This is a genomic window from Rhodopseudomonas pseudopalustris, assembly GCF_900110435.1.
GTDB lineage: Bacteria > Pseudomonadota > Alphaproteobacteria > Rhizobiales > Xanthobacteraceae > Rhodopseudomonas > Rhodopseudomonas pseudopalustris.
The window spans coordinates 158,892-184,728 of the sequence record NZ_FODT01000003.1 but is presented as its reverse complement, the minus strand read 5'-3'; the positions used below and the strand labels follow the sequence as shown (position 1 = coordinate 184,728).

Below are 25,837 nucleotides of genomic sequence, written 5' to 3'. Positions count from 1 at the left end.
TAGCCCGGGACTTCACGAACCAACGCGCGCGTAATCGAGAGGCAACCATGACCATCAATCTCAACGTTCCTGACATTCGCGAGCTGCGGCCCCGGATCACCGTGTTCGGCGTCGGCGGCGCCGGCGGCAACGCGGTCAACAACATGATCACCGCCGGCCTCGACGGCGTGGATTTCGTCGTCGCCAACACCGACGCGCAGGCGTTGACGATGTCGAAGGCGCAGCGGCTGGTGCAGATGGGCACCCAGGTCACGCAGGGCCTCGGCGCCGGTTCGCAGCCCGATGTCGGTTCTGCTGCAGCGCAGGAAGTCATTGACGAGATTCGCGATCATCTCACCGGCGCGAACATGGTATTCGTCACCGCCGGCATGGGCGGTGGCACCGGCACCGGCGCAGCCCCAGTGATCGCCAAAGCCGCGCGCGAGATGGGCATCCTCACCGTCGGCGTCGTGACCAAGCCGTTCCATTTCGAAGGCGCGCGCCGGATGCGGACCGCTGAGTCCGGCATCACCGAATTGCACAAGGTGGTCGACACCTTGCTGATCATCCCGAACCAGAATCTGTTCCGGGTCGCCAACGAGAAGACCACCTTCGCCGACGCCTTCTCGATGGCCGACCAGGTGCTGTATTCCGGCGTCGCCTGCATCACCGACCTGATGGTCAAGGAAGGTCTGATCAATCTCGACTTCGCCGACGTCCGCGCCGTGATGCGCGAGATGGGCAAGGCGATGATGGGCACCGGCGAAGCCTCCGGCGAGAAGCGCGCGCTGACCGCCGCGGAAGCCGCGATCGCCAACCCCTTGATCGACGATTCCTCGATGAAGGGCGCCCGCGGCCTGCTGATCTCGATCACCGGCGGCAAGGATCTGACGCTGTTCGAGGTCGACGAAGCCGCCACCCGCATCCGCGAGGAGGTCGATCAGGACGCCAACATCATCGTCGGCGCCACCTTCGACGAGAGCCTCGACGGCATCATCCGCGTCTCGGTCGTGGCGACCGGCATCGAGCAGGCGCAGTTGTCGCGTAACGCAGCCGCGGCCGGCGCGGCGGCTAACGCTGCGCCGGCTGACAGCCGTCTGGCTGAACTGACCGCCAAGCTGCGCGCCGACAACCAGCGCATTGCCGAAGCCGCCGCCGCCCGTGCAGGGCAGGCTGCCGCGCCGGTCTCGGCTGCCCCGGCAGCGCCGCGCGCCGCCAACGTCGAACGGGCTGCGCTCGCCGCGATTGCCGCCGCCGTCAGCAACGAGCAGATGCCGGCTGCGGAAATCGCCCAGGCTCCGGTTCAGCCGGCGTCCTATGGCGACGTCACCGTTCGCGCGATCCCGCAGAAGCCGTCGCTGTTCCCGGATTTCGACCAGTCCCGGTCGGTCGCCGACGAGCAGGACGCTCCGGACTCCTTCATCCCGCAGCAGGCCGAACGCGCCGCGCTTCGCGCTCCGCGGATGCCGCGGTTCGACGAACTCCCGGTTCCGGCCCAGAACGAGATCCGGCAGGCCGCCCGCAGCGAGGCCGATGACGAGCCGCAGAAGACTCGCCTGTCATTGTTGCAGCGTCTGGCCAACGGGCTCAGCCGACGTGATGACGAAGCGGACCCGGCGGCCCCGATTCGCGCTGCCGCAGCTCCCGCGGCGCCGCAAATGCCGCCGCTACCGGAGCGTCGCCCGCAGCGCAGCATCGCCGATCAGATGGCCGGCCTCGACCCGGTTTCGGAATATGCCAAGCGTTCGGCGCCGCAGGGTCTCGACATGCATGGCCGCCCGGCGCCTGTGGCCCAAGCGCCACAGGGTGACGACCATCTGGATATCCCCGCCTTCTTGCGGCGGCAGGCGAACTGAGCCGGTGCCTCATTTGTAACGATGACATGACCCCGGAGGGCAGCCTCCGGGGTCATTATTTTGTGCGCTGCGAAGTCGTTCGAATTTGTGTAAGTTGCTGTTTATATTTGTTAAATGACGTTTATTCGGGATCGGAACTGAAGCGGACCTGCCACGGAATTGGTCGGAGATCGAGGAAGCGGCGGCGGTAATGCGGCGAAGTTGGGGTAACAATCCGTAAAAAAGCGTGAGTTGGCGCTCTTTGAGGCAGTGCTATGGTTTCCGGGACTTGGGGACACACGGTCGAGTCGGCCGGACACATTGTCCGGCATAGGCTGACAGGTGGTCATTGGTGGGCAGTTTACGCATGAAGTTCAGCCGGCAGACAACGCTGCGTTCGCAAGCCACGGTGACGGGCGTAGGTGTACATTCCGGTCGTCCCGTCAATCTCACCATCGGGCCCGCATCGATCGACGCGGGTTATATTTTTGTCCGCACCGGTCTCGACGGCGGCGACCGCGAAATCCAGGCCAACGCCAAATCGGTGGTCGCCACCGAACTCGCCACCGTGCTGGGCGATAGCGACGGCCCGCTGGTTTCGACGGCCGAGCACGTTCTCGCCGCGCTGCGCGGCATGGGCGTCGACAACGCCACGATCGAGGTCGATGGTCCCGAAGTTCCGATCATGGACGGCAGCGCCGCTCCCTTCGTCGCCGCGATCGATCAGGCCGGCGTCCGCGAACAGTCTGCGCCGCGCCGCTTCATCCAGATTCTCAAACCGGTCCGCGTATCGCACGGCGATTCGTTCGGCGAGCTTCGGCCCTATGCCGGCGGCTTCCGCGTCGAGGTCGAGATCGACTTCGCCAATCCGGTCATCGGCCGGCAGAATTATACCCTCGGCGTCGAGCCGGAGGCCTTCCGCCGCGAAATCGCCCGCGCCCGCACCTTCGGCTGCATGAGCGACGTCGCCCGGCTGTGGGAGATGGGTTACGCGCTCGGCGCGTCGTTCGAAAACTCGGTGGTGTTCGACGACGAGCGGCTGCTGAATGCCGAAGGCCTGCGCTATGCCGACGAATGCGCCCGCCACAAGCTGCTCGACGCGATCGGCGATCTGGCGCTGGCTGGTTTGCCGATTTTGGGAGCCTATCGCTCGATGCGGGGCGGCCACAAGCTGAACCATTCGGTGCTGACCGCGCTCCTGGCCGATCGCACCAATTTCCGGGTGATCGAGGCCGAGACGACGCGCCGCTCGGTGCGCGGGCACGCCGAGGCCGTCACCCGCCTGGCCGGCGGCATGGTGGCCCCGGCCTATGGACCGGACATGTCCTGATCCGCTGGATCGGACCGTTCACTGCCTCGACACTCCAGCCCGACCCGTTCGCCGCTTGCCGGTCACCGCCTCCAGGTCGCCTTATTCCCGGCGGAATGCCTGCGTAACCGGTTGGTCAAGTCACCGTTTTCGGCTACACAGCCGGCTGTTGACTTCATGCTTCGGGAGCAGGTTGGTGGCTCTTGCCATTGCGGCTTGATCGAATGCCGGGGCGCACCGTTCTCCAGTTTGTCAGGTTGGAATTGATGTCGGCACAGCGGCTCGGACTGCGAAACAGGCTGGTCTCTCGCGGAAGCGATCGGTTTTGGCGCAGCCTTCCCCTGATGGCCAGTCTGGCCATGCTGGCGCTGCCGCTCGGCGGCTGCGGCACCGGCGCGATCTGGGACAAGTTCCTGGCGAAAGACGAGGACAAGTTCAACGACGAGCCGGCGGACAAGCTCTATAATGAGGGCTTGTACCTGATGAACAAGGAAAAGGACCTGAAAGCGGCGTCCAAGAAATTCGAGGAAGTCGACCGCCAGCATCCCTATTCCGACTGGGCCCGCAAATCGCTGCTGATGTCGGCCTATTCGTTCTATCAGGCCGGCGACTATGACAGCTGCATCGGCTCCGCCACCCGTTACGTCACCCTGCATCCCGGCAGCCCGGACGCCGCCTATGCGCAGTATCTGATCGCGGCCTCGCATTACGACCAGATTCCGGACGTCTCCCGCGACCAGGGCCGCACCGAGAAGGCGATCGCCGCCCTCGAGGAGGTGATCCGCAAATATCCGACCTCCGAATACGCCAACCAGGCCAAACAGAAGCTGGAAGGCGCTCGCGACCAGCTCGCCGGCAAGGAGATGGATGTCGGCCGCTATTACATGCAAAAGCGCGACTACACCGCGGCGATCAACCGCTTCAAGACCGTGGTCACCCGCTATCAGACCACGCGTCACGTCGAGGAGGCGCTGGCGCGGCTGACCGAGGCCTATATGACGATCGGCATCGTCGGCGAGGCGCAGACCGCCGCCGCGGTGCTTGGCCACAACTTTCCTGACAGCCGCTGGTACAAAGACGCCTATAATCTTGTAAAGTCCGGTGGACTCGAACCAACCGAGAACAAGGGCTCCTGGATCAGCAAGTCCTTCAAGAAGCTCGGTCTCGGATAGGACCTGTCTGTCATGCTTTCGCGCCTGTCGATCCGCGATATCGTGTTGATCGAGCGGCTCGATATCGAGTTCTCCCGCGGCCTCGCGGTGCTGACCGGCGAGACCGGCGCGGGCAAGTCGATCCTGCTCGATGCCTTTGCGCTGGCGCTGGGCGGCCGCGGCGATGCCGCTCTGGTCCGCCATGGTGCCGAACACGGTCAGGTCACCGCGACCTTCGACCTCGCCAAGGGCCACCCGGCTTTCACAATCCTCGCCGCCAACGGCCTCGACGACCGCGATGTTGAAGATTCCGGCGAGATGATCCTGCGTCGGGTCCAGCTCGCCGACGGCCGCACCCGCGCTTTCATCAATGATCAGGCGGTCAGCGTGCAAACGCTGAAATCGGTCGGCGCGACGCTGGTCGAGATCCACGGCCAGCATGACGAACGCGCGCTGGTCGACGCCGCCACCCACCGCCGGCTGCTCGATGCTTTCGCCGGGCTGGAGAAAGACGTCGCCACGCTGGAGACGCTGTGGGAGGGGCGGCGCAGCGCTCGCGCCGCGCTCGACGAGCACCGCGCCGGCATGGAGCGCGCCGCGCGCGAGGCCGACTATCTGCGCCACGCCTCCGATGAACTGAAACAGCTCGCGCCGCAGGACGGCGAGGAGACCGCGTTGGCGGACCGCCGCACGGTGATGATGCAGGGCGAGAAGATCGCTTCCGATCTGCGCGAAGCGCAGGAGGCGGTCGGCGGCCATCATTCGCCGGTCGCAGCCCTCGCCGCCGCGGTGCGGAGGCTGGAGCGCCGCGCCGGCAGCGCGCCGCAGCTGATCGAGCCGGCGGTGCGGGCGATCGACGCCGCGATCAACGCGCTGGAAGAAGCCGACCAGCATCTCAACGCTGCGCTCGCCGCCGCCGATTTCGATCCGCTGGAACTGGAGCGGATCGAGGAGCGGCTGTTCGCGTTGCGCGCCGCGGCGCGCAAATACTCGACGCCGGTCGATGGTCTCGCGGCGCTGGCCGCGCAATACGCCGCCGACGTGGCGCTGATCGACGCCGGTGCGGGCAAGCTGACGGCGCTGGAGAAGGCGGCGGCCGAGGCCGACGGGCGCTACAGCGCCGCCGCGGCCAAGCTGTCCGCGGCGCGCGCCAAGGCCGCCGAGAAGCTCAACAAGGCGGTGAGCGGCGAACTCGCGCCGCTGAAGCTCGAACGGGCCAAATTCATGACCCAGGTCGAGGCCGATCCGGCGACGCCCGGCCCGCAGGGCATCGATCGCGTTGAATTCTGGGTGCAGACCAATCCCGGCACGCGCCCCGGTCCGCTGATGAAGGTCGCTTCCGGCGGCGAGCTGTCGCGGTTCCTGCTGGCGCTGAAGGTGGTGCTGTCGGACAAGGGGTCGGCGCCGACGCTGGTGTTCGACGAGATCGATACGGGGGTCGGCGGCGCGGTCGCCGATGCGATCGGCGGCCGGCTGGCGCGGCTGGCGTCCAAGGTACAAGTGATGGCGGTGACGCACGCCCCGCAGGTCGCCGCCCGCGCCGACCAGCATCTTCTGATTTCCAAGGACGCACTCGACAAGGGCAAGCGCGTCGCCACCCGCGTCAATGCGCTGGAGCAAGATCACCGCCGCGAAGAAATCGCCCGGATGCTCGCCGGCGCCGAGATCACCGCCGAGGCAAGGGCCGCGGCGGACCGGCTGATCAAGGCGGCGGGGTAAGATTCTTCAACCGCAGTGCCACGACGGTCGAGATTCCGGGTTCGCCCGCCGCTCCCGCGGCGGCCGCCCCGGAATGACTCGTTGACAGGTGTTGCCCCACGCACCGTCATTCCGGGGTGCGCCGATAGGCGCGAACCCGGAATCCCGAGGTTCAGGGCACCCAGCTTTGCGTCATTGCGCGATGCCGTCGTACAGATCCTCCCACCCCGGATTCTCTCGTTCGATCAACGCCACCTTCCACGCCCGCCGCCACTTCTTGATCTCCTTCTCGCGCGTGATCGCGGAGATCGGGTCGTCGTAGATTTCGAACCACACCAGCTTCGTGATGTTGTATCGCGACGTGAAGCTTGGGACCGCCTTGGTGCGATGCTCGTAGACCCTGCGGACGAGGTTGTTGGTGACGCCAAGATACAGCGGACCGTCTTTCCGACTGGCGAGGAGATAGACATAATAGGCCATCGGCGCCTCGTGCGCGGCGAGATTCCGGGTTCGCTTGCTTTGCAAGCGCCCCGGAATGACTCGCGGTAAACTCAATGCCTAACCCCCGACGTCATTCCGGGGCGCAAGCGTGAGCTTGCGGACCCGGATCTCAAGTGCCAGCAGATGATCTCAAAGTCGAAGACTGCCGCCCCCGACATCGACAAGCTCACCAAGCCAAAGGCGAAGGTGGAGCTGATGCGTTTGCGGCTGGCGATCGAAGGGCACGACAAAGCGTACTATCAGGACGACGCGCCGAAAATTCCGGACGCCGACTACGACGCGTTGCGGCGTAGGCTGGAGGCGATCGAGGCGAAATTTCCCGAACTGCTCAGCGCATCCTCGCCGAGCCAGACGGTCGGCGCGGCGCCGGCGCGCGGCTTTTCCAAGGTGCAGCACGCGGTGCCGATGCTGTCGCTCGGCAACGCGTTTTCGGACGATGAGGTCGGGGAGTTCGTCGAGCGCGTGCAGCGCTTCCTCAAGCTCGAGGACATTCCGGCGATCGTCGCCGAGCCGAAGATCGACGGGCTGTCGCTGTCGCTGCGCTACGAGAATGGAACGCTGGTGCGCGCGGCGACGCGCGGCGACGGCTTCACCGGCGAGGACGTCACCGCCAATGTCCGCACCATCGCGGACATTCCGACCACGCTGAAGGCGAAGACAATCCCCGCCGCCTGCGAGCTGCGCGGCGAAGTTTATATGCTGAAGCACGACTTCCTCGCGCTCAACAAGCGGCAGGAAGAGGCCGGCGACACCGTGTTCGCCAATCCGCGCAACTCCGCCGCCGGTTCGCTGCGGCAGAAGGACGTGGAGGTCACCCGGTCGCGACCGCTGAAGTTCTTCGCCTATGCCTGGGGCGAGATGAGCGACTATCCGATGGAATCGCCGACCCAACACGCCATGCTGGCTTGGCTTGGAGAAGTAGGTTTCACGGTCAATCCCGAGATCACGCTGTGTCACAGCGTCGACGATGCGCTGGCGTTCTATCGCCGGATCGGCGAGCGACGCGCGGCGCTGCCCTATGACATCGACGGCGTGGTCTACAAGGTCGACCGGCTCGACTATCAGGCGCGGCTCGGCTTTGTGTCGCGTAGTCCGCGCTGGGCGATCGCGCATAAATTCGCGGCGGAGCAGGCGACCACGGTGCTGGAGAAGATCGACATCCAGGTCGGCCGCACCGGCGCGATGACGCCGGTGGCGCGGCTGCAGCCGGTCACCGTCGGCGGCGTGGTGGTGCAGAACGCCACGCTGCATAACGAGGACTACATCAAGGGCGTCGGCAGCGACGGCTCGCCGCTGCGCGACGGCGTCGACATCCGCGAGGGCGACACCGTCGTCGTGCAACGCGCCGGCGACGTGATTCCGCAGATCGTCACTGTCGTGCTCGACAAGCGGCCGGCGGATTTGCCCGCGTACAAATTCCCTCACAAATGCCCGGTCTGCGGCAGTCATGCCGCGCGCGAGGAGGGCGAGGCGGTGTGGCGCTGCACCGGCGCGCTGATCTGCCCGGCGCAGGCGGTGGAGCGGCTGAAGCATTTCGTCTCACGGCTCGCCTTCGATATCGACGGGCTCGGCGAGAAACAGATCGTGCTGTTTCACGAGCGCGGCTGGGTCAAGGCGCCGGCCGACATCTTTACGCTGAAGGCGCGCAACGCTGAGCTCAAGCTTGAGAACCTCGAAGGCTACGGCGAGACTTCGGTGCGCAATCTGTTCGCGGCGATCGACGCGCGGCGCAACATCGAACTGAACCGCCTGATCTTCGCGCTCGGCATCCGCCACGTCGGCGAGGGCAACGCCAAGCTGCTGGCGCGGCACTATGGCTCGATCGATGTGTTCCTCGCCGCGATGCGCGCCGCCGCGGAAGGCCAGACGCCAGAGGGCAATACGTCGGAAGCCTATCAGGACCTCGACAACATCGCCGGGATCGGCGACGTCGTCGCCGAGGCCGTGGTCGAGTTCTTCGCCGAGCCGCGCAATGTCGGGGCGCTCGACGCCTTGCTAAGGGAGATCGAGGTGCTGCCGGTCGAACAGGCCAAGCAGGACACTGCCGTCGCCGGCAAGACTGTGGTGTTCACTGGTGCGCTCACGAAATTCACCCGCGACGAGGCCAAGGCGGCGGCTGAGCGGCTGGGTGCGAAGGTCGCCGGCTCGGTGTCGAAGAAGACCGACTACGTCGTCGCCGGCGAAGACGCCGGCTCCAAGCTGACCAAGGCGCGCGACCTCGGCGTCGCGGTGCTGACCGAAGACGAGTGGCTGGCGCTGATCGGGGGATAGCGCGGCTCTGCGCGCATCCTCCCACCGTCGCCCATCCTCCCACATCATCGCCCGCGCAGGCGGGCGACCCAGTATCCCAGAGCTGTTTGTGGAGGTCTCGGCCACCGCGAGTCATTCCGGGGCGCGCGCAGCGCGAACCCGGAATCTTGCCGAGGCCGTGCGCGTATCAGATTCCGGTTTCGCTCGCTGCGCGAGCGCCCCGGAATGGCTCAGGGATAGGAATCGGCCTCACATCACCGGTGGCTCTTCGCCTTCCGCCCGTTCGATCAGCTCCTCGGTGGCGACGAGATTGCCGCGCGGGACCAGGAAGATCATCGCCGATGCGCAGGCGATCGCCAGGCCCATGACGGCGATGTTCAGCGGCAGCGGCGTGGCGAAATGGCCGCCGAGCCAGGCGCCGAATTGCGAGCACAGCGCGCCGAAGCCCATCTGGGTGAAACCCATCAGCCCCGACGCGGTGCCGGCCGCCTGCGGCCGAACGCTGATCGCGCCGGCGGAGGCGTTCGCCATCACGCTGGCGTTGCCGAACATGATCACCATGTGGGTGATGAACAGCCAGCTCGGGACCTGATTGTATCCGAGCACGCCCCACAGCACGTTGAGCAGCGCGCCGCCGATCTGCAGCGCGAGCCCGAACCAGATCAGCCTGTCGAGCGAGTATCGCGGCGAGAACCTGACGCAGAACAGATTGCCGATCAGATAGGCGAAGCCCGAACTCGCGAACCACGCGCCGTATTCGGCGCTGCTGCGGCCCATCTGCGTCACCACGACGTAGGGTCCGCCGCCCGCAAAGGTGAAGATGATCGCCGACGCCAGCACCTGGCACAGCACATAGCCGATGAAGGCGCGGCTCCTGAACAGGCTGCCGACATCGCCGCGAAAGCCGCCCGGCGCAGTCGGGCCGCCGCGTCGGCGCGTTTCCGGCAGCGCCAGGGCGATCGCGACGGTCACGATGATCGCGCCGGCGGTGACGACGTAGAAGATGGCGCGCCAGCCGAGCGCGGTCTCGATCACGCCGCCGAACAGCGGGCTCAGCATCTGCGCGATCATCATGACCGCGATCACCAGGCTGATCATGCCGCCGACGCGGTCGCGGCTGTACAGATCCCGGATGATGGCGCGGCTGATCACCATGCCCGAGGCGCCGCCGAGCGCCTGCAGGAACCGCGCGGCGATCAGTTGCGGCAGCGTCTGCGCGAAGATGCAGCCGATGCTCGCCGCGACCATCAGCATCAGCCCGCCGAGCAGCACCGGACGGCGGCCGAACCGGTCCGACAGCGGCCCCATGATCAGTTGCGAGCACGCCAGCCCGACCATGTAGAGCGACACCGTCATCTGCGCGACCGAGATGTCGCTGCCGAGATCGCTGGCGAGGATCGGCAGCGCCGGCACGAAGATGTACAGCGCGATCGGCGCAGCGCCGTTCATCAGCACGAGCAGCAACAGCAGCAGCTTCGACGGCGGCAGGTCGAGGCGACCTGCGTCGATCGTGCGGCTGTTGCCGGTCATTCCGTGCATGCAGTGTTGGTTCCGACCGGGGTGCGGTTGTGCGGAGAGAAGCAACTGTACCCTGCCGCGGGATCGCTAACAGGCCGTTTTCGGCATACGGCCATGCGAAAGGCGGGTGCGATCGGGTGCATTGCGCAACGAGGGGCGTTATTCCGGGATGCGCGCCGCCGTCCTCTCATTCGTCATTCCGGGGCGTGTGTAGCGCGACCCCGGAATCCCGACCTGGTGACGGAGGCGCTGCTACAACCTCTCGATTCCGGGTTCGCTCGCTGGCGCGAGCGCCCCGGAATGACGGTGCGCGTGGCAGCGATCACCGCTCCAGCGGCGCCGTCGCTTCGTCGAGCCATAGCTGCGTCGGGCCGTCGAGATGCGGGCGAACCTCGCGCCGGACGCGGGCGTGGTAGTCGTTCAGCCAGGCCAATTCCTTGGCGCTGATCAGTTCGAGGTCGATCAGGCGGCGGTCGATCGGCGCCAGCGTCAACGTCTCGAATGCGTTCATCGGCTTCTCGGCGCCGTCGATCGTCGCCTCGACCACCAGCTCGAGATTTTCGATCCGGATGCCGAAGCCGTCGGTCTTGTAGTAGCCGGGTTCGTTCGACAGGATCATGCCGCGCTTCAGCGGCGTCGTGCCGAGCTTGGAGATTCGCGCCGGGCCTTCGTGCACCGACAGATAGCTGCCGACGCCGTGGCCGGTGCCGTGGTCGAAATCGATTCCGGCCTGCCACAGGAACTGCCGCGCCAGCGTGTCGAGTTGCGCGCCGGTGGCGCCGTCGGGAAACACCGCACGCGCGATCGCGATATGGCCGCGCAGCACCCGGGTGAAGCGGTCGCGCATCTCATCGCTCGGCTCGCCGATCGCGATGGTGCGGGTGACGTCGGTGGTGCCGTCCTGATACTGCGCGCCGGAATCGATCAGCAGCAGATCACCGGGATGGATGCGGCGGTTGCTGGCGCGGGTGACGCGATAGTGCACGATCGCGCCGTTCGGCCCGGTGCCCGAGATGGTCGGGAAGGAGACGTCCTTCAGCGCGCCGGTGTCGCGGCGGAAGCTCTCCAGCGCTTCGACGGCGTCGATTTCGGTGAGCGTGCCTTTCGGCGCCTCGCGGTCGATGAAAGCCAGGAAGCGCGCCAGCGCCACGGCGTCGCGGCGATGCGCGGTGCGCGTGCCCTCGATTTCGGTGACGTTCTTCACCGCTTTCAGCAGCGCGACCGGATCGGCGCCGCGCAGCGGCTTGCCGCCGGCCTCGGTAATCAGCCGCGTCAGCGCGTCTGCAGCGGTGGCGCTGTCGAGCGCGATCGCGCCGCCGCTGGCGGCGAGCGCCTGCAGCGCCGGCGCCAGCGCCGAGGGCTCCGCCACCTGCGCGGTCTGTTCGAGATGGTCGCGGGCGCTGTTCGACAGCTTGCGCGCATCGATGAAGATGGTCGGCCGTCCCTGCGTCGGCACCAGCGCGTAGGACAGCGGCAGTGGCGTATGGGCGACGTCAGCGCCGCGGATGTTGAAGGTCCAGGCCACCGCGTGCGAATCCGACAGAACCAGCGCGTCGGCCTTCAGCCGGTCGAGTTCGCTGCGGATCCGGTCGAGCTTGGCGGCTTCGCTCTCGCCGGAAAACTCCACGCCGTGGACGCTGACCTGGCCGAGCGGCGGGGCCGGTCGTTCGGTCCACACCGCGTCGACAGGATTGCCGTCGATCGCGATCAGCTCCGCGCCGGCCTTGGCGCAGGCCGCCTGCATTCGCTCCACTGCCGAAGAAGTGTGCAGCCACGGATCAAATCCGAGGCGGTCGCCCGGCTTCAGATGCTGCTCCAGCCAGCGTTCCGGCGGCGGTTCGACAAGCGACTCGATCGTCCACGCCTCGCCGTCGACCTGCTTGGCCGCCTGCAGCGTGTAGCGTCCATCGACGAACACAGCGGCCTGATGGGCCAACACCACTGCGAGACCAGCCGATCCGGTGAAGCCGGTGAGCCAGGCCAGCCGCTCTTCAGACGGCGGAACATACTCGTTTTGCTGCTGATCGGCGCGCGGAACGATGAATCCATTGAGCGTCCGGCGCGCCAGCTCCTCGCGGAACGCGGCCAGCCGAGCGCTCAGGGCGACGCCATGTTCCGGCTCATCGAAGGTCTGGAAATGCGCTTCGAACATTGTCCCTGTTCCTCACTGGTGCGCCACACGATCATGCCGAGAAAAGCGTTGCTTTTGGCACGAATTATGCTTGATTTATCGGGCCTGCAGCGACAGGCGCGGGTGCATATGCACTCTGATAGCGCGTCCGGGAGAAACCCGGGAGTGTCTCAACTCAACGATGAGGGGATGCACATGCCTGTTTTTTCATTCGAGAAGATCGCCGCGCCCGTTCGTCCGAACCCGATTGCGAATGTCGAACACGTCGAAAAGAAGCAGCGCGGTGTGATCATTCAGATGCTGGGCCGGTTTGTCGAGGCGCGGGTCAAGCGCGCGCCGCCGAAAAACAGCACCGACGTCCGCTTCCAAAAGAAGCCGGCTGAATAGTCCTCAGAACGTCTTCGCCAGCAACAGACTGCTCCAACCCTCGATCACGATCTGCCGCAACAGCACGCATCCGCGTGCGCGATAGGCCGCGATCACGCTCTGCGCCTGCGGTTGCAGCAGGCCGGACAGGATCACCAGCGCAGACGGCGCGAGATGCTGCGACATCGGGGTGCTGAGCTGGCGCAGCGGGTTGGCGAGGATGTTCGCCAGCACCAGGTCGAACGGCCCCCATGCGGCAAAAACCGGCGCCGAGAATCCGGTGGCATGCACTGCCTCAACCAGATTGCCGACGCCGTTCAGACGGGCGTTCTCCTTCGCGACCGCAACCGATTGCCGGTCGATATCCGTCGCCAGCACCGGCTGGCGCAGCGCCTTGGCGGCCGCGATCGCCAGCACGCCGGTGCCGGTGCCGAGATCAAGCACGCTGCGCGGCGGGCCGGCGCGTAGCACCAGATCGAGCAGCGTCAGGCAGCCGCGGGTGGTGCCGTGATGTCCGGTGCCGAAGGCGAGTGCGGCCTCGATCTCGATGCCGAGCTTGTTGGACGGGATGCGCGCGCGGTCGTGGCTGCCGTGCACCACGAAGCGGCCGGCGGGGACGGGGACGAGCCCCTCGAGGCTCGCCGCCACCCAATCCTTGGCTGCGATGCTCTCGACCGTCATGGCCGCCGCCGCGGCGTCGCCGGCGGCCTGCGCGACCAAAGCGCGGACACCGTCGAGGTTCGGCATCTCGCCGAAATGCAGGCTGACCTCCCAGCTCCGGTCTGGCCGCTCGAAAGCCGCAATCGCCAGCTCGCCATCGTCGAAGCTCTCGCCGAGCAGGTCGGTGACCCGGCGTGCAGCGGCCTCGTCGCCGATCACGAAGCTGGCGCGGGTGGAAGCGGTTTCGGTCATGTCGGGTCCGATGTTTGGTGGCCGGGTGGCCGCCGATGAAGTGATTTCGCAACGCGGCGTCCCCAGCTTCTGCGCCGGAAAGGCAGGGTTTGTCCATGACTTATGCACAGGGGTGAAGACCAGGGATTCGGCGTCGGTAACGATTAATTGGCGGCGCCGACGCACGGCCCCGGCGGCAGCAATAGGCGCCTGCATGCCAGCATTGCGATGCTGCCAAGCCGCGTTCTGGATCCATTGGGACCGTTCCGGCGTTGAAGCACGGGAGGAGTGTGTGGAATGGATCGCGGCTGCGGTCGTTTGTCCGCCGCCGATGCATCGATCCGAGCAACGGCGCCGCCCCAATGCTCGAGATGAGCGGATGCAACAGGGAAGGCGGAATGACTAACACCAGCAGAATTTTCTCGGGCCGCCGCGCCCGTTCCAGTCGCATGCTAGCGACATTTGCCGTCGGTGCGTGCGTCGTGCTGGCCGGCTCGCAAGCGGCATTTGCCAAGGAGGTGCAACCCTCCGATCCGCCTGCGATCGATTGCGCAACTATTCGCCACCACGTCGCCGAACACGGCCGCGCCAAGTCGATCACCTGGGCCGTCAAGAACGGATTTTCCTGGGCCCAGATTGCCGCAGCGCGGCGGTGCCTGAAAGGGTGATCGAGAGGGGCGCGCCGTCACGCGAGACGGATCAGCTCTCGATCAGCCGTCCGTCTCGTTGATCAGGACTTGTAGTGTCCGAGCTTATCCCCAGGGCGCCCACACCCTATCAACAGCTTCGCGCACAGCTTTAAGCTCAGCTTTTCCACAGCATATCCACAGCGTTACGCACAGATTTATCCACGCGCTTTGAACAGGCTGCGGTGGTCGTTGAGGATCGTTGCCGCGGCGTTGTGGCCGGGCGCGCCGGTGACGCCGCCGCCGGGATGGGCGCCGGAGCCGCAGTGATAGAGCCCTTTCAGCGGGCCGCGATAGTCGGCATGGCCGAGCATCGGGCGGGCGGAGAACAGCTGGTTCAGGCTCAGCGCGCCGTGGAAGATGTCGCCGCCGAGCAGGCCGAAGTCGCGCTCGAGATCGAGCGGCGACAGGATCTGTCGCCCGAGCACGCTGGCGGCGAAGCCGGGGGCGTAGCGATCGACGGTCGCGATCATCAGATCAGCGACCTCCTCGCGGCGATCATCCCAGGAGACGCCGTCGGGCAATTGCGGCGCGACGTGCTGGCAGAACAGGCTGGCGACGTGCTGGCCGGGTGGCGCCAGCGAGTCGTCCAGCGTCGAGGGGATCAGCATTTCGACCACCGGTTCGCGGCTCCAGCCGTGCTGACGGGCGTCGATGTAAGCCCGGTCCATGTAGTCGAGGCTGGGGGCGATAATGATGCCGGCGGTGAGATGGTCGCCCGCACCGGGCAGCGCCTCGAACGAGGGCAGGCCGGATAGCGCAACATTCATCCGGAAAGTGCCGGAGCCGTTCTTCCACGCCTGCATACGGCGGAGGAAATCGACCGGCAGCGCGTCCTTCGGTAGCAGCCGGGTGTAGAGCAGTTTCGGATTGATGTTAGCGGCGACGTATTTGGCGCGCAGGCTGCGGCCGTCGTCGAGGGTGACGCCGACGACGCGCCCGCGCTCGACCAGCACCTCGCGCACGCCGGCGCCGGTTTCGATCTCGGCCCCCGCGGCGCGGGCCGCAGCCGCCATCGCCTGGGTGATCGCGCCCATGCCGCCGATTGCGTGGCCCCAGACGCCCTTCTTGCCGTTCACTTCACCGAAGGCGTGATGCAACATCACATAGGCGGAACCGGCGGCGTAGGGGCTTGCGTAATTGCCGACGATCGCGTCGAAGCCAAACAGCGCCTTGACCAGATCGTTCTCGAACCGCGCGTCGAGCATCTCGCCGGCCGAACAGGTGAAAAGGTCGAGCAGCAGCCGTTGCTGTTCCAGCGACAGCGCGCGCAGGCGGTTGGCTGTTCCCAGCGCCGCGACGCCTTCGCGGATCGCGCCGACGCCGAAACGCTCGACCAGATTGGGCGGCGCGCGCAGCACGAAATGCCGCAGCACGTCGGCGATCGTTTCCAGTTCGGCGGTGAAGCCGTCGATTTTGCCGGCGTCGTGGCGGCTCAGATGCGCCACCGATTTCGCGGTGTATTTCGAGCCCGTCAGCAGATATTTGCCGCCCGGCGCAGGCAGGAAGTTCTGCGCTCGGCGCTCGACGATGCGCAGCCCGTGCTGGTGCAATCGGAGATCGGCGATCACCTGAGGGTTGAGCAGGCTGACCGTATAGGCCGCAACCGAGTTGCGAAAGCCAGGATGAAACTCCTGCGTCACCGCAGCGCCGCCGACCACACTGCGGCGCTCGACCACCTTCACCTTGAGCCCGGCCTGCGCCAGATAGGCGGCGCAGGTGAGGCCGTTATGGCCGGCGCCGATGATCAGCACGTCGGGATCGGACATTGGTGTTCCAGAATGGTCGAGAAATGGCCCCGGCGTCGCCGCCGGCCACAAGGTGTCCACACTGGGTTATCAAAGACTTGCAGACCCCGCACAAGAGGTCGTACCCGACTAGGCACAACGTCGCGCCGGTCTGATCCGAGTGGATAGCGGCCTTCGGTTCTGCGATTGTAAAATCCGGACGCCTCAGGATACAGACCCTCGGCCGTGGCGGCCCTGCCGCCGCCGTGACGAATACCTGCCACTTTGCCGCACCGGCCGCCGCCGGAGATCCGCTTTGGAGACTGCATGACCGATCCGATGCCGCCCGCTGCCGCTCATAATTCCGAAGCGCGCAACCGGGTGATCCTGATCGTCTACACCGGGGCGATCTTCACCAGCGCGCTGCTGCTGTTTTCGGTCCAGCCATTGTTCACCAAAATGGTGCTGCCCCGGCTGGGCGGCTCGCCGGCGGTGTGGTCGGTGGCGATGGTGTTCTTCCAGTCGCTGCTGCTCGGCGGCTACGCCTATGCGCATTACATCAGCCAGTTCCGCAACCGCATCGTTCCCGTCGCGATTCATCTCGCGCTGCTGATCGCCGCGATGCTGACGCTGCCGCTGTCGATCGCCGGTGGTTGGGGCACGCCGCCCTCGAGCGGCTACGCGTTCTGGTTGCTCGGCCTGTTCGCGGTGTCGATCGGCCTGCCGTTCTTTGCGCTTGCCGCCAACAATCCGCTGCTGCAGGCGTGGTTCGTACGCACCGGCCACCCCAACGGACCCGATCCGTATTTCCTCTACGCGTCGTCCAATATCGGCAGCTTCCTGGCGCTGTTGTCCTATCCGGTGCTGCTGGAGCCGACGCTGACGCTGCGCTCGCAGAATATCGTGTGGACCGGCGGCTACGGCCTGTTGATCCTGCTGATCGCCGGCTGCGGCTACCTGCTGCTGCGCTCGCCGAAAATGGATATCAGCGCGAGCAGCGACCAAAGCGCCGCCGCGGTCGCGCCGTCCTGGACGTTGCGTGCGCGCTGGGTGTTTCTCGCCGCGGTGCCGTCGGGTCTGCTGATCGCGGTCACCGCGCATGTCTCGACCGACGTCGCGGCCGCGCCGCTGCTGTGGGTCCTGCCGCTGTCGCTGTATCTGCTGACGTGGGTGCTGGTGTTCCAGTCGCGGCCGCTGCTGCCGCACAAATGGATGCTGGCCGCGCAGCCGGTCGCGATCGGGGTGATCGCCGTGCTGCTCGCCTATGCTGGCACCGCCAATCTGCTGCTGATGCTCTGCGGCCATTTGGTGTCGTTCTTCGTGATCGCGATGGCCTGCCATGGCGAACTGGCGCGGACACGTCCGGACGCACGCCATCTCACCGGCTTCTACGTCGCGCTGTCGTTCGGCGGCATGGTCGGCGGGCTGTTTGCCGGCCTGGTCGCGCCTTACAGCTTCTCCTGGATTGCCGAATATCCGATTCTGCTGGCGCTGGCGGTGCTGTGCCGGCCGAACATGATCGAGCGGGTTCCGGCCTGGACGCGCTGGTACTGGGCGTTCCTTGCCGCCCTTGCGGTGGCGCTGATCGCGCCATCGTTCAGCGCCAACAATGTGTTCGAGTGGATCAGCATCAATCGCATGCTGATCGTCGGCGACGTCGCCGCAGTGGCGGCCTTCGCGGCGCTGGCGCTGCGCGCCAGCCGCTGGAAAGTGTTCGCCACCGTCGTGTTGGCGCTGACGCTGATCCGGCTCTACCCCTCCGACGACGGAAAGGTCGAGACGGTGCGCAGCTTCTTCGGCGTTCACAAGATTCAGGTGACGTCGAACGGGCAGTATCACGTGCTGCTGCACGGCACGACGATCCACGGCGCCGAGAAAATGCTGAATGATGACGGCACGCCCATCAGCGGCCGGCCGGAGCCGATCACCTATTACTACAAGGATGGCGGCATCGGGCAGGGGATCGCGGCGATCCGCGCACGCAAGGGTGAGCCGCTGCGTGTCGCGGTGATCGGACTCGGCTCGGGATCGCTGACCTGCGCCGCGCAGCCGGGCGAGACTTGGCGGTTTTTCGAGATCGACCAATCGATGGTCGATACCGCGCGCGATCCGAAATACTTCACCTATGTGAGCAAATGCGCGCCCGACCTGCAGCCGGTGATGGGCGACGCGCGGCTGACCTTCGCCAACGAGCCGGACGGCGCCTACGATCTGATCGTGGTCGACGCCTATTCGTCGGACGCGATCCCGATCCATCTCGCGACCCGGGAGGCGATGGCGATCTACAAGTCGAAGCTGGCGCCGCAGGGCGCGGTGCTGATGCACGTCTCCAACCGGCATCTCGAACTGGCAAGCGTGGTGGTCGGCATCGCCGGCACCAACGGCATGAAGAGCTGGACCTATTCCGACGACCCGGAGCGCGACGCCGACTATATTTTCGCGACGTCCGTGGTGATCTCGGCGCGGCAGCCCGATGATGTCGGTTCGATCGCCTCGTCGCAGGACTGGACCCTGACCGAGCCGCGCCCTCATCAACGGGTCTGGACGGACGACTATTCCAACGTGCTCGGCGCGGTGTGGCGCCGGCTGCGCGAGGGCGACGAATAGCGCAAAGAAAAACGCGCGACCGTCCGGGCGGCCGCGCGTTCGGAAGGCGTGAAGCTCGGGTCTCAGTCGTCCGAGTAGCCGCCGTAATAGCCGCGCGGTTGATAGCTGCGACGAGGGGCGTAGACCTGCGCCGCGTAGCTGTCATCTTCGGAATATTGATACTGATATTGCGGCTGATATTGCTGTTGGGCGTAGCCGCGGCGATAGCCGGGAGGCGCCGGATATCGGCGGCCGTCATTGCCGTCGGCCGGATAGATGAAGCCGTCGTCGGCGACTTGCGGTCTGGCCACCCGCGGCTGCGCGCGGGGCGCCAGTTCGACGGGTTCGCCGGCGCCGTCATAGCTCGGCGCCGGAGCACGGCGCGCCACCGCGGTGTTCGCCTTGTTGCCGGGTTGCTTCGCCAGAGCCACCCGCGACGATCCGGTCAGGTTCACGGTTGTATTGAGGACGCCGTCTTTCTCGACCAGCGCATAGAGCGTGGAGGCGTTGTCGCGCGAGAGCCTGATGCATCCATGCGACACCGGCACGCCGAGCTTCCCTGCGGCGTCGGTGCCGTGGATCGCGTGGCCCTGACGGGTGAAGAAGATCGCGTGCGGCATCGGCGCATCGTCGAACTCCTTCGAGTAGTGATCGGCTTCCATCCGGAAGGTGCGGAACGATCCGTTCGGCGTCTCGTGCGACGGATTGCCGGTCGAGACCGGCCAGCGATAGCGTTCGACGCCATCGACCGCGACGGTCATTTCCTGATTGTCCTTGTCGACGGTGATCGCGACTTTTGCCTGAGCAGTGGACGCCGCCAGCAGGATCAGACCGGTGAGGGAAACGAGATACGAACGCATGATGCCGGCCTCCTCGGCCCGATCCTTCGACTTGAATGCCCGTCCCCGCAGGTAATATGCACAGCGGCCATCGCAGTTTCCAGTAGCCTCCGCGTCGCAACAGAAAAACCCCGGGCATCGTTAACTCGCCGCTCGCTCGGGCGAGGCCAAGACCGAGCTGCGGCGAAATCAAGGTGAATGGAACCGAAGCGTCGGCCGGGGGTTAACCTGTCGCAAGTCTGCTCCGACGATCGATCGGGGGACAAATCCCGAAGGATGGACATCGATGAAGACGAAAACGAAGACGCTCGCCATTCGCGCCGACCACACGCCGCTGAAGGCGATGCTGGCCGCGGCCGCGCTGGCCTTGGCGCTGCTCGCGATCCCGACCGCGGGTCACTCTCAGGGGATCGTTCGCGGCGCGCAGGACGGCTCGTATCACGGCAATCGCGCGGCGGGTCCGGTGGGTGGCGTTGTCGGCGGAGCGATCGGCGCCGGTGTCGGCGGCGCGGTGGGCGCGGTCAACGGCGTGCTCGGGCTGCCGAACCACGGGCCGCGCTACCATCGCGCTCATCGCTGCCGCGGTTACTACACCCGCAGCGGCAATTTCCGGTGCTATCGGCGCTGACACACAATCCTGATGGTGAACGAGGCGCGGCCGCAATGGCCGCGCCTTTTTTGCTGCCCGATCAAATGCCGCGCCGGCGGCAGCGGCGTCAGGCCTTCAGCCGGTAGCCGGTCCGGAAAATCCACCAGACCACGGCCATGCAGAGCAACAGGAAGCCGCAGGTCGCGGCGACGCTGATTCCGATATCGACGTCGGCGATTTCGTAGAAGCTCCAGCGGAAGCCGGACACGAGATAAACCACCGGATTGAACATCGCCACCGTCTGCCAGACCGGCGGCAGCATCGAGATCGAATAGAAGCTGCCGCCGAGGAACGTCAGCGGCGTGATGATCAACAGCGGCACCACCTGCAGCTTCTCGAATCCGTCGGCCCAGATGCCGATGATGAAGCCGAGCAGGCTGAACGCCACCGAGGTCAGCACCAGGAAGCCGAGCATCCACAACGGATGCGCGATCTTCAGCGGCACGAACAGCCCCGCGGTGGCGAGGATGATGAGGCCGAGAATGATCGACTTGGTCGCCGCGGCGCCGACATAGCCGAGCGCGACTTCCAGGAACGACACCGGCGCCGAGAGGATTTCGTAGATCGTGCCGGTGAATTTCGGGAAGTAGATGCCGAACGAGGCGTTCGACACGCTCTGCGTCAGCACCGAGAGCATGATCAGGCCGGGCACGATGAAGCTGCCGTAGCTGACGCCCTCGACCTGATCGATGCGCGATCCGATCGCCGCGCCGAACACGATGAAATACAGCGAGGTCGACAGCACCGGCGACACGATGCTCTGCATCAGCGTGCGCCAGGCCCGCGCCATCTCGAACAGATAGATCGCCTTGACAGCCCGATGGTTCATGCTCACGCCCTCACCAGGCTGACGAAGATTTCTTCCAGCGACGACTGGCTGGTGTCGAGATCGCTGAAGTGGATGCCGGCGGCGCGGATGTCGCCGAGCAGCGCGGTGATGCCGGTGTGTCCGGCGCGGGTGTCGTAGGTGTAGACCAGCTTGCGGCCGTCGTCGGCGAGTGCCAGCTCGTAGGCCGAAAGCTGCGGCGGGATCGCGCCGAGCGGTTCGTCGAGATAGAGCTCGAGCTGCTTCTTGCCGAGCTTCTGCATCAGAGCGGTCTTCTCTTCGACCAGGATCAGTTCGCCATTGTTGATGACGCCGACTCGGTCGGCCATCTCCTCGGCTTCCTCGATGTAATGCGTGGTCAGGATGATGGTGACGCCGGTCGCCTGCAGCGCCCGCACCACCTCCCACATCCCCTTGCGCAGCTCGACATCGACGCCGGCGGTCGGCTCGTCGAGGAACAGGATCTGCGGCTCGTGGCTGAGTGCCTTGGCGATCATCACCCGGCGCTTCATGCCGCCGGACAGCGTGATGATCCGGCTGTCCTTGCGATCCCACAGCGACAGGTCGCGCAGCACCTTTTCGATATGCGCCGGATTCTTCGGCTTGCCGAACAGGCCGCGGCTGAAGCTCACCGTGTCCCACACCGATTCGAACGCGTCGGTGTGCAGTTCCTGCGGCACCAGCCCGATCATCTCGCGCGCCGCGCGATAGTCGTCGACGATGTCATGGCCGTCGACGGTGACCTTGCCCTCGGTCGCGTTGACGAGGCCGCAGATCGTCCCGATCAGCGTGGTCTTGCCGGCGCCGTTCGGACCCAGCAGCGCGAAGATTTCGCCGGCCATGATGTCGAGATTGACGTCGTTCAGCGCCTTGCGGCCGGTGCCGTAGGTCTTGCTGAGATTGGAAACGGAAATGATCGGGGCCATGCGGGCTCGTTGGCGTGTGCGCTGGGGAGGGGCGGCGGAACGCAGCGGTCGTGCGGGCGGCTTACATAATGACGGTCAGGAGCCCGCGCAACCGACAGCGGCCCCGGCGATTGCGTGAGGAACCCTCGCGGGTTCAACGTACCTATTCAACCGCGTGGGCGCGGGCGGGATATTCAATCAGGGCGACGATGGCGTCCTTGCTGCTCTCGACGAACGCCGGGTCTTTCCCGAGCTCGTCGATCGTGCGTGGCGGATTGAAAACGGTCGAGCCATCCGGGTTGGTCCAATCCTCCGCCGCGAAGATCAGGACCTCCGCGGCCTCCTGCATCGCTTCCTCGATCGAATCACCAGCAGTCACGACGCCGGGAATATCCGGGAACGACACGCCGTAGCTGCCGTCGCGGTCCTTGTGGATCAAGGCGATGTAGTGCGTCATCGCCTACACCCGCTGCACGAAACTATCGACCACCTTCTTCTCGCCGGCCTTGTCGAAGGCGATGGTGAGTTTGTTGCCGTCGATTTTCGTCACCTGGCCGTAGCCGAATTTCTGATGGAAGACGCGATCGCTCAGCGTGAAGTCGGATTCGGCGCCGGTGGATTTCGCCACCAGCTCGCCCTCGATCGTGAACGGGGCCCGGCGGGCGCCCGGGGATGCGCCGCGGTCTGAGAACGGCGAGCTACTCTCGCTGAAGCCGCCACCGCCGCTGCGGCCGCCGCCGCCGTTTTTCCCGCGCTGGGCCTGCGCGCGCTGCCAGCCCGGGGTGGAATAGCTCGAGCCGAACGACTCGACATTGTCGAAGCGCGACGGGCCGTAGCCGCTCATGCCGCCCCAGCCGGAGCCGCCTTTCGACTCGGTGATCTCGACATTGGCCTGCGGCAGTTCGTCGAGGAAGCGCGACGGGATCGTGGTGTTCCAGGTGCCGTGAATCCGGCGGTTGGTGGCGAAGTACAATTTCGCGCGGCGTCTCGCGCGCGTAATGCCGACATGGGCGAGACGGCGTTCCTCTTCCAGCCCGGCGCGGCCCTGATCGTCGAGCGCGCGCTGATGCGGAAACAGGCCTTCCTCCCAGCCGGGCAGGAACACGGTCTCGAACTCCAGCCCCTTGGCGGAGTGCAGCGTCATCACGCTGACGGCGTCCTCGTCGGCGGCGCCGTCGCGGTCCATCACCAGCGAGATGTGTTCGAGGAAACCTTGCAGGTTCTCGAACTCTTCCATCGAGCGAACGAGTTCTTTGAGGTTTTCCAGCCGGCCGGCGGCGTCGGCGGAGCGGTCCTTCTGCCACATCTCGGTGTAGCCGCTCTCGTCGAGCACGATCTCGGCGAGTTCGGTATGCGACAGCGCATTGCGCTGCACCTGCCAGCGCTCGAAATTCTCGATCAGGCCGCGCAGCGAACTCCGCGCTTTGGGCTTCATCTCGTCGGTGTCGATCACCAGCCGCGCCGCCTCGAACAGCGGGATCTTCCGCTTGCGGGCGTGGTCGTGCAGCATCTGCACGGTGGCGTCGCCGAGGCCGCGCTTCGGCACATTAACGATGCGCTCGAAGGCGAGGTCGTCGGCGGGCGAATTGATCACCCGCAGATAAGCCAGCGCATCGCGGATTTCGGCGCGCTCGTAGAACCGTGGTCCGCCGATCACGCGGTAGGGCAGGCCGAGCGTCACGAAGCGGTCTTCGAATTCGCGCATCTGAAACGAGGCGCGCACCAGGATCGCGATTTCGTTGAGCTTGTGGCCCTGGCGCTGCAGCTGCTCGATCTCCTCGCCGATGCCGCGGGCTTCCTCCTCGGAATCCCATGCGCCGGTGACGGTCACCATCTCGCCGTCGACGTCCTCGGTGCGCAGCGTCTTGCCGAGCCGCCCCTCGTTGTGCGCGATCAGATGCGAGGCGGCGGCTAGGATGTGGCCGGTCGAGCGATAGTTGCGTTCGAGCCGGATCACCTTGGCGCCGGGGAAGTCGTGGTCGAAGCGCAGGATGTTGTCGACCTCGGCGCCGCGCCAGCCATAGATCGACTGATCATCGTCGCCGACGCAGCAGATGTTCTTGGGGGCTGTGGTTTGGACGCCGCCGCTTGCTTTATCGTCATCACCGGGCCGACGCGAAGCGTCGAGACCCGGTGATCCATCTTCTCGAGATGTGATGGATTGCCGGGTCGAGCCCGGCAATGACGATTGTGATGGCGCCTGCGACAGCAGCCGCAGCCAGAGATACTGCGCGACGTTCGTGTCCTGATACTCGTCGACCAGAATGAACTTGAAGCGGCCCTGATACTGCCGCAGCACGTCGGGGTGCTCGCGGAACAGCCGGATGTTCTCCAGCAGCAGATCGCCGAAATCCGCAGCGTTGAGAACTTTCAGCCGCTCCTGATAGGCGGCGTAGAGCTTGCCGCCGCGGCCGTTGCCGAAGCTCGCGGCTTCGCCGGCCGGCACCTGCGACGGCGTCAGCCCGCGGTTCTTCCAGCCGTCGATCAGGCCGGCCAGCATCCGCGCCGGCCAGCGCTTGTCGTCGATATTGTCGGCGGCGAGCAATTGCTTCAGCAGCCGGATCTGGTCGTCGGTGTCCAGCACGGTGAAGTTCGAGGTGAGCTGCACCAGTTCGGCGTGATAGCGCAGGATTCGCCCGCCGATCGAATGGAAGGTGCCGAGCCACGGCATGCCCTCGACCGCCTGGCCGAGCATCTGGCCGAGCCGCAGCTTCATCTCGCGCGCGGCCTTGTTGGTGAAGGTCACGGACAGGATCTCGGCGGGGCGCGCCCGGCCGGTGGAGAGGATGTGCGCGATCCGCGTGGTCAACACGCGCGTCTTGCCGGTGCCGGCGCCGGCGAGCACCAGCACCGGGCCGTCGAGCGACTCGACCGCCTCGCGCTGCTCCGGATTGAGCCCGGACAAATAGGCCGGCGCCGCGGACGCGCGCGCCCGCGCGGCGATGCCGCCGGCAGCGGGCTGATAGCCGGAAAGGTCGAGATTGGCGCGCTTGTTCGGTTCAGTCATGCGAATCGTCTTTGACCCACGATGGCACCGCGGGTTTGCGATGGGGAGCCTTCATAGCAGGATTATCAGGCGATATAGGGTCTGCGGGCGCGAACCGACAGGTTTTCCGCGCAGGGCGGTTGTGCAATTCCTGCCACTCGCGATTTCGTTCCGCGAAGACGCCGCAAATTATGCCCTCGCACGCGCCGGAACGCGCTGGAACCTTCGTTTCAGCGACGGATTGTTTCGCCAGACGGCGCGGCTGTGGCAGCCGCGCAAATTCAAAAGGCCAGGCCCGCGCGAACGGACTTGCGCCCCAAGCGAAACGGAGAGCGTCCCATGCTGAGTTGGGTTGTTACTTTTCTGGTCGTCGCACTGATCGCGGGCATTCTCGGCTTCGGCGGCATCGCCGGCGCCTCCATCGAAATCGCCAAGGTGATCTTTTTCATCGCGGTCGTGCTGTTCCTGATCTCGGCCGTCGTCGGCCTCGCGCGCGGACGCACGCGAGTCTAGCGCGTCATTCTAACGCGCCGTGGCCGCACGCTTCGAGGGCATCGCGATGTGACGTCCGATGCCCTCGGGTCGCGGCGACGCGCGATGCGCTTCGGCGACTCGCTCGATGCGGGCGCGGATGTCAGGCGGAAATGGCGCGACCTTCCGCGATCCCATGTCGACATGCATCGACATGTTTTCCGAGGTCGCGGACAGCCAGCCGTCCTCGGCGTGGCGCAGCTCCTCGAAGGTGTGGATTCGCTTGTCGTCGGCGGCGACGATGTACACCGCGATCTTGACCGGGTCGCCGAGGTGGATTTCCCGCAGATAACGGACGTGGCATTCCGCGGTGAAGGTCGAGCCGCCGCGCTCGCTCAGATAGTCCGCACCGATGCCTAGTTCGAGCCACAGCTGATCGACCGCACGGTCGAACAGCACGTTGTAATAGGCCATGTTGAGATGGCCGTTATAGTCGATCCATCCCGGTTCGATCTGCATCACCGATGAAACAA

The 25,837-nt window shown here is 65.9% G+C and carries 21 protein-coding genes; 10 read left to right on the top strand and 11 right to left on the bottom strand.

All coding sequences use genetic code 11. The features are described from left to right. Positions 1-47 precede the first annotated feature (47 nt). The 4 genes from ftsZ (at position 48) to recN (ending at position 5,993) form a co-directional block, all read left to right on the top strand. A complete protein-coding gene (ftsZ, locus tag BMY71_RS07120; RefSeq protein ID WP_011503777.1) occupies positions 48-1,835 on the top strand; it encodes a cell division protein FtsZ in 1,788 nt (595 codons plus the stop codon). Positions 1,836-2,181: 346 nt separating this feature from the next. Beyond that, positions 2,182-3,144 (top strand): UDP-3-O-acyl-N-acetylglucosamine deacetylase, encoded by a 963-nt coding sequence (lpxC, locus tag BMY71_RS07115; protein ID WP_092682706.1) that lies wholly within the window; start codon positions 2,182-2,184, stop codon positions 3,142-3,144. Positions 3,145-3,389: 245 nt separating this feature from the next. Continuing rightward, complete coding sequence (locus BMY71_RS07110; RefSeq protein ID WP_011503775.1) at positions 3,390-4,295, top strand: outer membrane protein assembly factor BamD; 906 nt, start codon at positions 3,390-3,392, stop codon at positions 4,293-4,295. Between the two features lie 12 nt (positions 4,296-4,307). Next, positions 4,308-5,993, top strand: a complete 1,686-nt coding sequence (recN, locus tag BMY71_RS07105) for a DNA repair protein RecN (protein ID WP_092682704.1) — start codon at positions 4,308-4,310, stop codon at positions 5,991-5,993. A gap of 171 nt (positions 5,994-6,164) precedes the next feature. Here recN and BMY71_RS07100 read toward each other — a convergent pair whose 3' ends face one another. Beyond that, positions 6,165-6,452, bottom strand: a complete 288-nt coding sequence (locus BMY71_RS07100; protein ID WP_092683129.1) for a GIY-YIG nuclease family protein — start codon at positions 6,450-6,452, stop codon at positions 6,165-6,167. Positions 6,453-6,596: 144 nt separating this feature from the next. Here BMY71_RS07100 and ligA point away from each other — a divergent pair, with 144 nt between their 5' ends. Beyond that, positions 6,597-8,744: an NAD-dependent DNA ligase LigA gene (ligA, locus tag BMY71_RS07095; protein ID WP_092682702.1), complete on the top strand. Its 2,148-nt coding sequence runs from the start codon at positions 6,597-6,599 to the stop codon at positions 8,742-8,744. A 228-nt stretch (positions 8,745-8,972) separates the two neighbouring features. Here the strand turns inward: ligA and BMY71_RS07090 are convergent, their stop codons facing one another. Both BMY71_RS07090 and BMY71_RS07085 read right to left on the bottom strand, forming a co-directional pair. After that, positions 8,973-10,262, bottom strand: coding sequence for a multidrug effflux MFS transporter (locus tag BMY71_RS07090; RefSeq protein WP_092682700.1), 1,290 nt, complete (start codon positions 10,260-10,262; stop codon positions 8,973-8,975). Positions 10,263-10,563: 301 nt separating this feature from the next. After that, on the bottom strand, positions 10,564-12,393 hold the full coding sequence (locus BMY71_RS07085) for an aminopeptidase P family protein (protein ID WP_092682698.1): 1,830 nt from the start codon (positions 12,391-12,393) through the stop codon (positions 10,564-10,566). Here BMY71_RS07085 and BMY71_RS25210 point away from each other — a divergent pair. Next, positions 12,352-12,759 (top strand): hypothetical protein, encoded by a 408-nt coding sequence (locus tag BMY71_RS25210; RefSeq protein ID WP_244526003.1) that lies wholly within the window; start codon positions 12,352-12,354, stop codon positions 12,757-12,759. The genes BMY71_RS07085 and BMY71_RS25210 overlap by 42 nt on opposite strands. Before the next feature lie 3 nt (positions 12,760-12,762). Here BMY71_RS25210 and BMY71_RS07075 read toward each other — a convergent pair whose 3' ends face one another. After that, entirely contained in the window at positions 12,763-13,650 is an 888-nt protein-coding gene (locus tag BMY71_RS07075; protein ID WP_011503768.1) for a 50S ribosomal protein L11 methyltransferase, read from the bottom strand. A 377-nt stretch (positions 13,651-14,027) separates the two neighbouring features. Here BMY71_RS07075 and BMY71_RS07070 point away from each other — a divergent pair, with 377 nt between their 5' ends. Next, on the top strand, positions 14,028-14,297 hold the full coding sequence (locus tag BMY71_RS07070; RefSeq protein WP_139202611.1) for a hypothetical protein: 270 nt from the start codon (positions 14,028-14,030) through the stop codon (positions 14,295-14,297). Positions 14,298-14,473: 176 nt separating this feature from the next. Here the strand turns inward: BMY71_RS07070 and BMY71_RS07065 are convergent, their stop codons facing one another. After that, positions 14,474-16,084 carry a phytoene desaturase family protein gene (locus BMY71_RS07065; protein WP_092682696.1) on the bottom strand — a complete coding sequence of 537 codons (1,611 nt, stop codon included), beginning with the start codon at positions 16,082-16,084 and terminating at the stop codon, positions 14,474-14,476. Between the two features lie 285 nt (positions 16,085-16,369). Here BMY71_RS07065 and BMY71_RS07060 point away from each other — a divergent pair, with 285 nt between their 5' ends. Next, positions 16,370-18,649 (top strand): spermidine synthase, encoded by a 2,280-nt coding sequence (locus BMY71_RS07060; protein WP_092682694.1) that lies wholly within the window; start codon positions 16,370-16,372, stop codon positions 18,647-18,649. A gap of 62 nt (positions 18,650-18,711) precedes the next feature. Here BMY71_RS07060 and BMY71_RS07055 read toward each other — a convergent pair whose 3' ends face one another. Further along, on the bottom strand, positions 18,712-19,488 hold the full coding sequence (locus BMY71_RS07055) for a L,D-transpeptidase (protein WP_092682692.1): 777 nt from the start codon (positions 19,486-19,488) through the stop codon (positions 18,712-18,714). Positions 19,489-19,753: 265 nt separating this feature from the next. On the opposite strand from BMY71_RS07055, the gene BMY71_RS07050 reads away from it, so the two are divergent. Further along, entirely contained in the window at positions 19,754-20,095 is a 342-nt protein-coding gene (locus BMY71_RS07050) for a hypothetical protein (protein ID WP_011503763.1), read from the top strand. Positions 20,096-20,183: 88 nt separating this feature from the next. On the opposite strand, the gene BMY71_RS07045 is transcribed toward BMY71_RS07050, so the two are convergent. The 4 genes from BMY71_RS07045 to BMY71_RS07030 form a co-directional block, all read right to left on the bottom strand. Continuing rightward, positions 20,184-20,945, bottom strand: a complete 762-nt coding sequence (locus tag BMY71_RS07045) for an ABC transporter permease (protein ID WP_092682690.1) — start codon at positions 20,943-20,945, stop codon at positions 20,184-20,186. A gap of 2 nt (positions 20,946-20,947) precedes the next feature. Then, on the bottom strand, positions 20,948-21,868 hold the full coding sequence (locus BMY71_RS07040; protein ID WP_011503761.1) for an ABC transporter ATP-binding protein: 921 nt from the start codon (positions 21,866-21,868) through the stop codon (positions 20,948-20,950). Between the two features lie 142 nt (positions 21,869-22,010). Further along, positions 22,011-22,304, bottom strand: coding sequence for a type II toxin-antitoxin system HicB family antitoxin (locus BMY71_RS07035; protein WP_092682688.1), 294 nt, complete (start codon positions 22,302-22,304; stop codon positions 22,011-22,013). Positions 22,305-22,307: 3 nt separating this feature from the next. Further along, positions 22,308-24,854: an ATP-dependent helicase gene (locus BMY71_RS07030; protein WP_092682686.1), complete on the bottom strand. Its 2,547-nt coding sequence runs from the start codon at positions 24,852-24,854 to the stop codon at positions 22,308-22,310. Positions 24,855-25,172: 318 nt separating this feature from the next. Between BMY71_RS07030 and BMY71_RS07025 the strand changes: the two genes are divergently transcribed. Continuing rightward, positions 25,173-25,346: a DUF1328 domain-containing protein gene (locus tag BMY71_RS07025; RefSeq protein ID WP_011503757.1), complete on the top strand. Its 174-nt coding sequence runs from the start codon at positions 25,173-25,175 to the stop codon at positions 25,344-25,346. Positions 25,347-25,355: 9 nt separating this feature from the next. Here BMY71_RS07025 and BMY71_RS07020 read toward each other — a convergent pair whose 3' ends face one another. After that, positions 25,356-25,823, bottom strand: a complete 468-nt coding sequence (locus tag BMY71_RS07020) for a thioesterase family protein (RefSeq protein WP_244526002.1) — start codon at positions 25,821-25,823, stop codon at positions 25,356-25,358. Positions 25,824-25,837: the final 14 nt, after the last annotated feature.